Annotated in this window: 10 protein-coding genes; all 10 read left to right on the forward strand. The window is 43.9% G+C overall.

Annotated features, from left to right (window positions below):
* Positions 1-6: 6 nt before the first annotated feature.
* The 10 genes from DF182_RS23225 to DF182_RS23270 all read left to right on the forward strand — a co-directional run bounded on the left by DF182_RS23225 (position 7) and on the right by DF182_RS23270 (position 13,589).
* Complete coding sequence (locus DF182_RS23225) at positions 7-1,362, forward strand: PKD domain-containing protein (RefSeq protein ID WP_113618177.1); 1,356 nt, start codon at positions 7-9, stop codon at positions 1,360-1,362.
* Between the two features lie 242 nt (positions 1,363-1,604).
* Positions 1,605-2,750, forward strand: coding sequence for an MFS transporter (locus DF182_RS23230; protein WP_113618178.1), 1,146 nt, complete (start codon positions 1,605-1,607; stop codon positions 2,748-2,750).
* Between the two features lie 38 nt (positions 2,751-2,788).
* Positions 2,789-3,463, forward strand: a complete 675-nt coding sequence (locus DF182_RS23235) for a DAPG hydrolase family protein (RefSeq protein WP_113618179.1) — start codon at positions 2,789-2,791, stop codon at positions 3,461-3,463.
* Positions 3,464-3,535: 72 nt separating this feature from the next.
* Entirely contained in the window at positions 3,536-4,372 is an 837-nt protein-coding gene (locus DF182_RS23240) for a helix-turn-helix domain-containing protein (RefSeq protein WP_113618180.1), read from the forward strand.
* Positions 4,347-5,051, forward strand: a complete 705-nt coding sequence (locus DF182_RS23245) for a DAPG hydrolase family protein (RefSeq protein ID WP_211327190.1) — start codon at positions 4,347-4,349, stop codon at positions 5,049-5,051. The genes DF182_RS23240 and DF182_RS23245 overlap by 26 nt, the downstream gene beginning before the upstream one ends.
* A 186-nt stretch (positions 5,052-5,237) precedes the next feature.
* Entirely contained in the window at positions 5,238-5,822 is a 585-nt protein-coding gene (locus tag DF182_RS23250; RefSeq protein WP_113618181.1) for a sigma-70 family RNA polymerase sigma factor, read from the forward strand.
* Between the two features lie 85 nt (positions 5,823-5,907).
* The gene (locus DF182_RS23255; protein WP_113618182.1) at positions 5,908-6,900 is read left to right on the forward strand and encodes a FecR family protein; all 993 of its coding nucleotides are present in this window, start codon (positions 5,908-5,910) and stop codon (positions 6,898-6,900) included.
* Between the two features lie 189 nt (positions 6,901-7,089).
* Positions 7,090-10,653, forward strand: coding sequence for a TonB-dependent receptor (locus DF182_RS23260; RefSeq protein WP_211327191.1), 3,564 nt, complete (start codon positions 7,090-7,092; stop codon positions 10,651-10,653).
* Positions 10,654-10,674: 21 nt separating this feature from the next.
* Positions 10,675-12,408, forward strand: coding sequence for a DUF4397 domain-containing protein (locus DF182_RS23265; RefSeq protein WP_113618183.1), 1,734 nt, complete (start codon positions 10,675-10,677; stop codon positions 12,406-12,408).
* 5 nt (positions 12,409-12,413) lie between these two features.
* Positions 12,414-13,589 (forward strand): hypothetical protein, encoded by a 1,176-nt coding sequence (locus DF182_RS23270; protein WP_113618184.1) that lies wholly within the window; start codon positions 12,414-12,416, stop codon positions 13,587-13,589.
* Positions 13,590-13,619 lie beyond the last annotated feature (30 nt).

The following is a 13,619-nucleotide window of genomic DNA, read 5'->3' on the forward strand; positions in this document are numbered from 1 at the left end:
ATACCAATGAACAGGAAGAATAAACGGATAAGGCTATACGCAATCCTTCTACTGGCAGAACTATTGGGGGGATGTTATAAAGAAGAACAATACCCGGTAAAAGCAGTATTTTCTATACAGGTAGAGAATAATAATTATTCCGTGCCGGTACAGGTAAATATCAGCAATAACACCACCGGTGCTGAAACCTTTTCCTGGAGCTTTGAAGGCGGAAATCCGGCGACATCAGCAAAAAAAGATCCCGGCACTATTGTGTATAATAATCCCGGTAATTATATTCTCAAATTAATTGCAGGTAACCGGTATGGCGGCATAGATAGTATGACCATACCAATAAAGGTGGATGCTGATGTGGAACCAGGATTTACCTGTACCAATGCTCAGTCCTGGTTTCCGCCGGTTACGTGTCAGTTGAACAATATTACAAAAGGTGCTGACAGATATGAATGGACTTTTGAGGGTGGCGAACCCGCATCTTCAACACAGATGCAACCAGGAAACGTGGTATTCCGGCAGCCAGGGAAACATAAGATCACATTAAAGGCAGGCAACGGGCGCGTAAGCTTTACCAGGGATACTACTATCACAGTTTTACCCGACCTGGTAGCTGATTTCAGCATTGCCTGGCCTGCATCAAATGATGATAAACAGGTTCCTTTCAATGTGATCACAGTTAATAAATGCATCAGTGCTACCAGCTATAACTGGTCGTTTACAGGAGGCGCCCCTGCTATATCAACAGACCAGGCTCCATCGGTACTATATAATACTCCAGGTATCTATACGCTTTCCCTGACCGCAGCCAATGATAAAAAATCTGTAGTGGCCACAAAAACAATCACAGTATTACCCAATACCCATCTCTATACGTTTACGGATATACGATTGGGTATTAATACAGCACAAAATACTATTGGCAGCTATTTTTCTTCTGTATTGGGAAAAGTGCTGAAAAGCGGTGAGGTAACAGCTGCAAATGGCAGCCAGATTGACTTCTGTTATTTTGGTCTGAATAATGGATTTAACTATAATAAAATTATTTCACCGGATAGTGTGCAGCTGTATACATTTTCCGCTATCCCGAATGCAATTAATATTCAGGTGATCAACAAACAAGAGTCTTGCGGATGTGGCGTTAATTTTTCGGTAGCTGATTTTGACAGCATGACAGACGATACACCGCTAAGAATGTTGAATATCAGCCAAAGTATAGCCGGCCTTGCGGAATTTGATAATACGGTGCCGAGAGTTGTCCTCTTCAAAACATCTGACGGCAGAAAGGGGGCTGTTAAAATAAAACAATTCGTTAATGCTGGTCAGCAAAGCTATATTCTCTGTGATATCAAGATTACGAAACCATAACTTTCGCCATACTTCATAGCCAGAGGCATCACCAGATAAATAACAAGGCTCTCAAATCATTGGATTTGAGAGCCTTGTTATTTATAGGCTTTCTGAAAATTTTTTATACTAAAACACCTTCCGTGCTTCATTTCCAAATAGTGCCATTGGATTAGAGAATAGTGCAGCTTAAGAAATATTTCATTACAGACCTTTGTAATGTCAGATTTTGAAATACTCATAGAGGATTTAAATAAATGGATATGAAGAAGTTATCCGGGATGGGAAGATTGGCTCTGCTACTTTCAAGTAGCCTTACTATTATGGTTGGAACAGCGATAGCTCCTTCACTTACGGAAATATCGAAGCACCTGGGGTTTGCAAAAAGTCCCGGATGGCTTATTACTTTACCTTCACTTGGTGTTGTGTTATTTGCACCTTTTGTAGGTAAGTTAATAGATCAAAAAGGACCATATGTTATAATGCTATGGGGATTGATACCCTATGCGGTGTTGGGAACTATAGGAGCGGTACTGCGTAATCCTTACCTTATTATCATCGATCGTTTATTACTTGGCGGTGCTACCGCAGCCGTACAGGCATCAGGCACAGGCCTTATTGCAGCCCTTTTTCACGGCAAGGCCCGCATGAAAATGATTGCGTGGCAGGGAATGAGTATCGAGCTGGGTGGGGTGGTTTTTCTCAGCATCGGAGGACTTTTGGGTGAGCTGGGTTGGCAATATCCGTTTTTCATTTACCTCATCGGTTTAGTTTGTGCGTTCCTGATTGTTAGAACTATAAACCTGCAACCTGCGCCTGTAGCCCAGCATGACGAAAGCACCGATACCCGGATCTCGTTAAAATTGGTTGTCATAATAATCAATTCTGCATTTGCCATGATTTTGTTTTTTGTAGCCTTTGTGGGTCTACCGGTTTACCTCACTGAAGTCTTTCATTATTCAGAATCAGCAATCGGATATTTTATGGCCTTTATTTCTCTGATCGCGGTGGTTGCAGCTGGTCAAATGCCGAAGGTAGTCAGGAAATTTTCTGAGTTTAGGGTAGTTGCAACGGGATTCCTCTTTTTTATGGCTGGATTAGGAACATTTTATCTTGCCAATTCCTTATTAATGCTCTTTATAGCGGCATTATGTATGGGAATAGGTTTTGGCTTTACCATTCCGCTGCTTAATCATATGACACTTGAGGAAAGCAGGCCTTCAAACAGAGGCCGTAATCTTGGCCTCTATTCAATGGGTGTCTTTGGTGGTCAGTTTCTTTCTTCATTTATTACTGAAATATCATCAGATGTAGCCCTTACATTTTTGAATGGTGCAGTGCTGGCATTTGTAGTTGCAATTATGCTGTTACTGGTTACCGGTAAATCATCCCGATTTAAAATAGCCTGATACGTTTTAATATATACTGAAAATAAAAAATAAATTTTATGAGAATAGAAGAAGCAAATGACCTCCTGAAACCTGGATACTTACCATTTGAAGCTGGCTGGAAGCGTTATGACGATGGTTTGTTAGTTGTTGCTGCACGTTCCAGTCTTGCTAATATCACAGGGGAAATGGTAGAATGGTGGTTTACTTATGTTCAAAACACTGAGCAGTACACCATTTGGCATAAAGATGACCATGTATTCAGCGATTGGATCGGAGAACGGGGAACAGGTAAATATATTGGTGGAACACATATCGCTCACGAGAGACTAGGTGGAGATGAAATACACAAGTTGAAGATCAATTTTCTTGATCCGGCTAACATACTGGATGTATCGAAATTTGAGGAGCTTGGCGTTACTGCTGTTCATGCCAGATTGGGAATAGATGGGATGCCTGGTTACGCAGCCAAAATGGTCCATTTTATTCGCGATACCGACTATGGTTGTGAAATGCGCAGCCGATTCTGGTTGGGATATTTTGAAGGAAACGACCTGGAGAATAACCTTGAAACACGTCTTACGATTTATCCGGATGAATTAGGTGAGGGTTTGTGTAAACATTGCCATGAAGAGATGAGTAATTTTAATATTTTCTTACCTGAACTGTATGAAAAGGAGACCGGTAAAAAAGCTAAAAAGAACACGCTTAATGATCTGCTGAAAAATGTATAAAACAATATACGCCACTGTCATAAAGCGGCAGTGGCGTATATTTGTATGCTAGCATGAAAATTTATCCGGCATATGAAATTCATTCACCAGATTGATCCATTGAAATTTGTCTTTTTCGAGCTGTACCGTTGCCCTGATAGTTACTTGCAAAATCCTCAACGGGCTGATTTTTTTGAAATTATTTGGTTTAAGCATCCTGAAGGAAACGGTTCAGACAGCAAAAAAGGAGAGCATTACATGTACCTGGTCCCTCCATATCGTCTTACAAAATTAAGTCTGGATGATAAGGATGGATGTATGATTGCTTTTAAAAGAGAGTATTTGGAAGAAGATGACAAAGAATATGCGTTGGATGTTTTTAATCTCTTCAATATGCATGGGCAGTACACCAGTTTGCGTATAGATGACGATGTGGTAGAAACCTTCCAATACTTAAAAGTATTGATAGAGAAAGAATACTATAATTCAATGGGGACCTATCTGGTTTTAAAGGCGCTATTGAAAGTTTTTCTGTTGAATCTAATCCGTATTAACCAGCATTATTTTTTAAATCAGGATGTAAATCAGAAGCGGGTCTACCAGTTTATTATGCTGATGGATGAAAATTATAAGACAGAACGAAAGGCAGATTTTTATTCCTCAAAAATGGGGATTAGTGAAAAGCGGATAAACCAGATTCTGAAAGAGAAAATGAATAAAACACTTACGCAGTTATTACATGAAAGAGTGATTCTGGAAGCAAACAGAATGCTGATTGCCGGCGAGTTTACCATCAAGGAGATTGCATTCAACTTAAACTTTGAGGATCCGGCATATTTTTCCCGATTTTATAAAAAGCAAACAGGACAAACACCTGAGGACTTTAAAAAACATAAATATATTGATGATGAAACTGACGAAGGAAATTGAAAAATTAATGTTTAAAGATATAGATGCGCTGCTATCTCCTAAACCAATATACCTCGAGGCGGGTATCAAAAGATTGGAAAACGGCATGCTCCACGTTGCTATGAGAAACGTTCTGCATAACTGTAAAGGGAAGATGTTGGATTGGTGGTTTAAATACTTTGAAACCACTGCGGATTTAAAGTTATGGCATCCACATGACCATGTAGCGCACGGTGGCTGGGATAGTAAATGGATTAAAAACGAAAATTATATCGGGGCCACCATTCATGCAACAGAATCCCTGGGCGATATCCCTCCAGTACCTGCTACCATTAAATTTCATGACCCCGCGGAAATTTTTAATCCTGAGATTTTAAAACAGGCATATGCTAACGGAGATGTCAGTACGGTCGTTTATGCCAGAATCGGATTTGGTGAAAATACGCCGACGGACATAAATGGTGATCCTATGGATGGTTACATGGTGCATGTTGTAAGAGACATGGCACAGGGTTGTACCTTGAGAAGCCATTTTTTCCTTGGGGCGTTAACAGCAGACAGCGATCGTCAGCTGCCTGATGAAATTGGATTCGGGTTGATGGAGCATTGTTATAGTGAGTTTACCTATCTTTCACAAGTTCTCCCTTCACTCTACTACGCAGAAAATAAAAATGGAGACAAGGCACCTCTTCTCTGGTGATTTCCCGAAAATTTCTGAAGCCCGCCATCACGGCGGGTTTTGTGCGTTGGCTTTATAATTAAATCTATAAAGGAGTTTTTATGGTTGACATAACCATTTATATCCTGTTTCAAAAGTTAATAATCCCTTAATACACACACCAGAAAATTGCGCTTATGTTTGTTGTTGTGAAAATAGTGGCAAACTATGCGATTACCCTTACCTGAACAATCGGATGTATTGTTGCTGGAAGAATGCAGGAAAGACAATACCAAGGCCTATGATATACTGTTTGACAGGTATTCCGGAAAACTGTATAACTATGCGCTGAAGTACATCCGTGACGAAGTCAAGGCGGAAGAGGCCATGATGGACCTGATGTTCTGGCTGTGGGATAAACGTCACGAGCTGGCACCGGATGTACAACTGGCCCCTTATCTGTTCCGGGCTATGAAGCATGCTGTTATTAAAGTGATGACCCGTCATCAGACTCAAACCGTACCACTTGATTTTGCGGACGATACCGCTACTGAAGATGCTGGCAACCGCCTGCGCGAAACTGAACTGACCGCACTGTATCATGAGAAGTTGAGTGCCCTCAGTCAGCAACGGCAAAAGGTGTTCCGCCTTAGCAGGCATAATAATATGAGTCACGCAGAAATTGCGAAGGAGATGAATCTCTCCTTGTTCACTGTTAAAAATCATATCAAAGCATCCCTGACCTATTTTCGCTCTGAACTGAAGGACTACATTGATATTTCCGGTGTTTTGATTTTCCTGTTCTTTCTCTGAAAAAAAAATATTTTAGCTACGATTAGCCCTCCCGCATTTTTTTTGGCCTTTATATAGTAGGTGATCAGTTTTTCACCTGCATAACATGGCAAATCTTACAAAAGCACTTTTACTAAAATATCTCGATAACAACTGCAACGATGCAGAAAAGGCTATCGTGGAAGCATACCTGCAACAGCCGGAAAGTAATACTATGCTGAGTCTTCTCCTGGAAGAAAGAATGGAGAAAGATATGGCTGACAGTATGGATGCGCCGGTGGATGAAAAAATGCAGCAACAATGGGCTGCAAATATGCGTGCCCGTATGGGGAGAGAAGATACGGTAAAGCCGTTGCGAAAACGTTATTATGTAGCAGCGGCTGCTGCTGCATCAGTACTGCTGATTGCAGGATTGTTTGCCTTGTTTAATAATAGCCGGTCAAAAAACGCAGTATCGTCATTAGCCCTGCAACAAAACAAAGCGGGGGAACGTAAGGTTATCCAGTTAAGTGACGGTTCTACCATTCACCTGGGAGCTGCCAGTCAGTTACAATATCCTGAACAGTTCACTGGTGCAACAAGAGAAATCACGCTGACAGGGGAGGCCTTTTTTGATATCGCCACAGATCCCGGACATCCGTTTATTATACATACCGGCACTATTGCTACTACTGTACTGGGCACCTCGTTTAAAATCGCCGCATTTGAAGGACAGCCACTGGTGGTATCAGTGGCAACAGGGAAGGTACGCGTTGATGACAGTAGCAATGGACAAATCCGGCAACTGGCCATCCTCACTGCCGGGAAACAGGTTAGCTGGAATAATGAGAATGCTTTACTGGAAAATATTCGTGCTGAAGATATAGCTAACTGGCAAAATGGACGCCTTGTATTTAACAACCAGACATTGCAGGAAGTAGCCACTACACTGGAGAGATGGTATGATGTGAAGATTAATTTCAGTCACCCGCAAAAAGCAAAAGAGAAAGTAACCATCACTTTGTTTGCAGGCTCCGCTCTTATGACTACGCTGCAAACGCTCGCTGTGGGAAATAATTTTAACTATTCAGCGAAAGGCCGTGAAGTAACTATTTACTAAACCTATAATAAAACAATATGCACTAACAGTACACATCAAAAACAAAAACGTCCCTACTTGCATTGGACCGCAGCAGGAACGCTTTAAGAATTGAACGGTCTGCCAAAAGTTTTCTCAGGACCAGCAGCAGCCGAATTATTAACAGATTTCCCGGTATAAAACCGGGCTTAACTATCAATATTCAAAAGTATGGAAAAAGGATTAAAAAAAGATCCTTTAGGATTTTTCGTGGAACCTGTGCCCGAAAGCTTTGAATTTGTGTTAAAGCCCAATGGTGCAGCAGGTTCTCCTCCTGCCTCCCGTAAGCACAGACACAAAATTTACTTCCTGATGAAATGCTCATTTATCGTTTTGGCAGCTCAGCTTACCTTTGTAAGCCTGTTGTTCGCTGATAACCTCAAGAGCCAGGACCTTTCCCGCCGCCTGAATCTTGATCTGAAAGATGCAGATGTTAGAGCAAGTTTGCTGAAAATAGAAAACGAAACCGGCGTACATTTTCTGCTGCCGGAATCACTGCTTGCTACCGTTCACAAAAAGGTAAATCTCCACAAAGAGGATATTACGGTGAAAGACGCCATCGTCGGTGTGTTGAGCGGTACTTCACTGGAGTATCACCTGCTTAATGGTTATGTGGTGATAGCCAGGCAGAAAATCCCTGTGAAAATATCCGGCCGGGTACTGGAAAGCAAAACAAAAGATCCATTGCCGGGTGTATCTATCCGTATAAAAAATAGTTCCGGCGGCGCCGCCTCCGACCTCAATGGAAACTTTACCGTGGAAGTCCCTGCTGAAGGGGCTGTCCTCGTGTTTTCACTGATGGGTTATGAGTCAAAGGAAGTGAAAGTCGCAGGTGGTTCGGCACCTGTTATCGTATTGCTGGAGGTCAGCACACGTACGCTGGGTGAGGTGCAGGTACAGGCACGTCGTAAAACCAACACGGAAATCACTGTACTGCAGGAGAGAAGAAACGCTGCCATCGTGCAGGATGCCATCTCCGCACAACAGATCGAAAGAACTGCTTCTATCACCACTACCCAGGCCTTGCAGCGTGTAAGCGGCGTGACCATCACCGATGATAAATATGTAGCGATCCGTGGTTTGGGAGACAGGAGTGTTATCGGTCAACTGAACGGTGTACGTCTGGCATCTTCTGATCCGGACAGGTCTTCCATTCCTCTGGACCTTGTGCCGGCATCTCTCCTGGATAACATCACCATTTATAAAACCGTTACACCAGATAAGCCTGCAGATGCGGCGGCTGGTATCGTGGAATTGAAAACCAAATCAGTACCGGATAAAAGAACGTTGGAAGTCATTGCACAAACCGGCTTCAACTCCAATATCGGACCTGGTGGACGCATGAACAGTTTCTATAACAGTGATCTCGGTTTCTTCGGTAATAAAGTAAATAATAAAAATCTGAGCAGCGACTTCCTTGACTTGTCTAAACAATATCCAGGCAGCCTGAACCAGATTCAGAAAATAATCTCCGAAAGCAATGGCAGTCCTGCTATACAACAGGAGGCAGCACGCATCAATAAAATTATGCATGCCTTTGATCCGGTGCTGACTACACGCTACAAAACGGCACCACTCAACCAGCTGTATTCCGCTACCTATGGTAACAGCTTTAAAGTATTCAAAAATAAAACATTGGGGCTCGTTGCCGGCGCTAACTACTATCGCCGCACTGCCGATGTATATGGTGGAGATCTTACACAATACAGTATCTATCAAGGTGTGATCACGGGAAATCAGGATGTATATAGTCCCCGGAATATCCCTAACTATATCACTCCTAACAACCTGTACATGGGTAAATATCAAACCTATAAAGAAAATACAGGTACGGAAACCCTGAACTATGGTGTACTCACCGGTTTGACCTTTCGCTTTGACAAACGGAACGAGATCAGCATGCAATACATGGGCAGCTGGGGTAGTGAAGCGCAGGCCATTAACATGTACGGAAAGTACGAGTACACCGGCTTACCAGGCGAGGTGAACAGCACCGTCTACTCACTGAAACAAACCCGTCGTAACCTGAATACCTTTAACCTGCAGGGCGAACATAAATTCCTCGAAGGAAAATATGCGCCGAGGTTGAGTTATAACTTAGCTTCTTCTACCTCTGCTCAAAATGATCCGGACTTCCGTTTTGTAACACTGACAGATTATATGCCCCGTGGTGGTGGGTTCTATACTATTCCAAATGGTGGTGGACAGAAAGCTTACTCAGAACATCTGTATGCACTGAACTCAGGTTATGTAAATGGCTATGGTACTTATGGTATCATTCAGGCAGAGCCTAACGGTCGTCGCTGGCGCCAGCTGAACGAAACCAACTGGAACTACAAAGCGGACCTGGTGTTTCCATTCCCGCTGTTCGGACAGAAACAGGAATTTAAAACCGGTTTCAACTACCTGAACCGCGATCGTAAGTTCCGTGAGAATATGATGTTTCTGCCAGGTTCCAATTTTGTACAGAACCGTTACAAGGCATTGTATGATGTGAACGGTAACCTGGATGCGCTGGTAGGACCTAAAGTGATTGGTATCCAGCAACGTACCGGTAGCACTGGTGAAGGCGCCGATGCGATTGGTGGTTTCCTGTACAATACACAGAAATCTCCTAACAACTACAACGGCTTCTTCGAAACCAATGCTTACTATGGTATGCTTGATCTGCACCTGACTAATAATCTGCGTGTAGCCGGTGGCGTGCGTTTCGAGAAAACCAATATTCAATCTGCGGTAGATACCACCAATGTATTCCTGGATCCATCTTTGACTACGCAGGATGATAAAGGGAACAGTGTACCGGTGATGATGATTAATCCGAATACGGTATATAAAACTGCTTACAAGCCTTACTATGCAGTGAATATGACCTATACCTACAGAGAGGATATGAACTTCCGTTTGGCTTACAATACCACCCTGGCAAGACCGGAGCTGAGAGAGCTGACCAATGTGTTTGAATTCGATGCGTTCCAGATGGGCCTGGTGGTGGGTAATCCTCACCTGATCAATCAGCATACGGAAAACCTCGACTTCCGCTGGGAATGGTTCCCTAATCCGGGAGAGGTGATCTCTGTATCTGCTTTTGGTAAACGTATCAACAACCAGTTGGTGAAAGTATTCAGCCTGAAAACCGATGGGTTAGCAGCTAAATATCCGGAGTATCCTACTATTCAGTTCCAGAATGATCCTAACACGGGTACTGTATGGGGACTTGAACTGGAGTTGGTAAAGGATTTAGGGAAATTAACGCCTGTGTTGAAAAACTTCTTCATTGGTTCCAACCTCTTACTCGCACAAAGCAGCATTAAGAAAACAGAGGCAAGATATCAGGCGAGCAAGTCGCTCGATAGAAATACGCCGGAGAACAGCCCACTGTTTGAACAGGCGCCTTATTCTATTAATGGTTGGCTGAACTATAAGAACACGAAGTGGGGCACAGACCTGACTGCCGCTTTCAACATGGTAGGAGAGCGTTTGGTACAGATTAACCTCACTGGTGAACCTGATCTGTATACCCGTCCTGCACCGGTGCTCGACCTCATTTTCTCACAACAGCTGGGTAAAAGATTGTTGTTCAAAGGCTATGCTAAGAACATCCTGAACCCTGCCATTCAGACCGTGTATGCCAATCCTGGTACTGGTGGCTTCTGGTATGGTGAACGCTATATCAACCGCAGCTACAAACGTGGTGCTGAGATCATGATGGGATTCACTTACAAGTTGTTCTAAAAAATCATTAAAAAGGAAGATATGTATTATAAACGTTTTGCCGCCGGTCTGATGTTGTTAACCATCGGGATGCTGTCGTGCAAAAAAGAGAAGGTAGATTATTCCTACGACAATCGCCCTGATAAAGCCGCTGGTGGTAATTCTACTGTCCGCCTGGTGAATTTCACGGAAAATAACCAGTTGTCGATCAATGGGGAGCGTCTTACCAGTTACCTGATTATCAATCCACCGGCTGGTCAGGAAGCACTGTATCCGGGTACTTATTGGTTTCCCACCAATGGTAAACTGGGCTCCAGCTTTACGGTTCCCCGTCAGTTTCTCACGACTGGAAGCGCGGAGGTGTCTACTGATTATATGGCATATTCCGCTGGGCGTGATTCTTTAGGGTTTAAGGTAACAGAAGAATATAACAAGCCGAAGGACTATTTCATCATGAGAGGGGCTCCATATGCGGCTGCAAAAGTGGAAAGAGTACGGGAAGTGCCCCGTGAGGCAACGGCGCCGGCAAAAGCTGGTTATTTCAAAATCCGTATTGTCAACCTGGCAGATCAGCTTAATTCCGCCTGGAATGCGCATGATGTGGCAAAGCCGCTTACGCTGGCTTATGCCGATGGTACGCCGGTGAGTACTGCTACCAGCAATATCAATCCACAAACCTGGTCACAATATGTAGAGTTACCATATGGTACTTACCAGTTCAGGGTACTCACGCCAGATGGTATGGAAGTGAGAGGCACCGGCGGTAATACATTAGAGAACACCTTCATGTCGGAACCGGCGACTTCCAATCTGATGAAGCCGGTGCAGGGCGGTATTCCGAATGCGGTAAGTACTGGTCTTACCTATGCCCCGCTGAAAACCTATCAGCCAGGTGGTGTTTACACTATTGTGGTGGGCATTGATCGTTTAACGATGCTGAATGTATACGGTATTCCAGGTGAAACATCCATTTATTTTCAGAATGTTTTTCGTGTGCTCGCTGACGTTAGTGAGCCGCTGAATACCGATTATTATCGTTTGCAAGGGGTACAGGCCAATGCGGATGAAGGGCAGGTGAGTTTCCGTGTAAATGGTGCAAAGCTTGGTGATGCAGATTATACAACAGCTACCGATTACAGTATATATGTAGCTGGTCAGGCTACGGTAGAAGCAGTGAACGCATCCGGCGCGGTGTTGGCAACAGCCACACAACCGTTTCTTGCAGGACAGAATTATACGGCATGGTTATATAAAACGCCGGAAGGGAAATCAGCCATCAGCATGGTGGCTAATAACCTCACCGGTAGCTGGTATGATCCGCTGTCTTCCGGTACTACCAATACCGGGCAGGATGGATCGCTGAGCAGAATGACACATACGTATCCTTTCAACTATCGTTTTCTGAATCTGTGTCCGGATTTACCCTATGCCAGCTTTACCTATGATAACGGCCAATCGGCAGGAGCTGCCACTACTACCCGTAACCTGCGGCCAGGTGTACCGGTTACAGATCAGCCTTACGCACGCCAGGGACAGGATGCAGAAGCTTATCAGTTTATGGTGTATAAATCTTCTCCTTCTGTATATCCTGGTAGCTGGATTTCGGCGATCCCTGTGCTGAAGAGTACCGCGTTTGTTGCCCGCCCGGACAGATATACCCATGTGAAGCCTATACATGAACCCGGCGTATACACCGTAGCATTGGTGGGGCGTCTCAATGGTAGTCAGCCGCAAGGGAAAAGTGCCAAAATGATCATTATTAAACACACGAAGTAATTGTTATGACGAAGATAAAACACTTCCTGGCCGTGGCTGCGCTGGTATGGAGTTTGGGCTCCTGCAGCAAGGTGGAATATACGAAGGTCGATAAGCCTGCCTATCTGCGTGTATTCAATGATTTTAATACAAAAATCGGGGTAGAAAATAAAGATGAGCAGAAGCCTTTTATGTGTATGCTGATCGACCCGAAATTTGATGAGAATGGTGTGCCTGTTGGTGCCGCCATTAAAGGCGACTTCCTGGACAAGCGGGATCGTTATGCCCCTCCGTATCCTTCACATATCGGAAGCAGTACCAGCAAAAGAAATCCGGAGTATCCGGGTAAGGAGAATGTGCCTGCAGGCCCCGTGCTGAATGGTTTCGATCTGTCCAGCTGGGCGCAGATCCCTTCCGGTAAACACCGCATCATCTTCTATTACAGACCCATGAACGAGATTCCGTTCTTTGAGCTGGAACCGGCTATTCGTAAGAATGTAGTAGTGGATACTACGCTGGAACTGGGGGTAGAAGAGATTTATACGATGCATGTAATGCAAACAGATTTCAAAACAAAATCCAGGGGTATCATCGTTCGTAAAGAAAATTTCCATCTTCTTCCGCTGTCTGATTCTATGGTGTATGTGAACTTTTACAACTATAGCGCTGACGGTTTCTGGAATGCTAATAGAAGTGAGAAGTCCGATAATTTCGAAGATGGGGTAATGCGCTACGGTATCCGGGATGATGTAAATATCTGGATGTCGCTTTGTAAGCCAGGCGGATGGACTACGCTTCCCGGTTACAGGTATGCTTACCTGGGGCAGATGAAAAGAAGCATAGGTAACGGTGTAGCTCCTTACTACAGTTTTCCGCTGTTTGCAGATACAGCTTCCAACCGCATTACCACTGATATCTGGCAGCGTTTCACCTTGCTGGTACCGGGGCTTGATCCGGAAAAAAATCCTTACGGCGACAGGGATTATGATCCTGATGGGCAATATGGTTTGTTGGCGCTATATGGAAATGGTACCCGGCAAAATTTTGAGCGTGGTGGTCTGTTTCTGCCCAGTATGATTGTTAACATTCATTCCGGCACTTATAATCCGCGTTCATTCGCTACCGTGAATACCATCGAAGTGGTGAATGGAACTGCCTACCTGACTACGATTCAGCGCAGGTATCCCAAACCGGTTTATTGATCACCGTCCTCTTTCAATATAAAAAGTAAC

The organism is Chitinophaga flava, from assembly GCF_003308995.1.
GTDB lineage: Bacteria > Bacteroidota > Bacteroidia > Chitinophagales > Chitinophagaceae > Chitinophaga > Chitinophaga flava.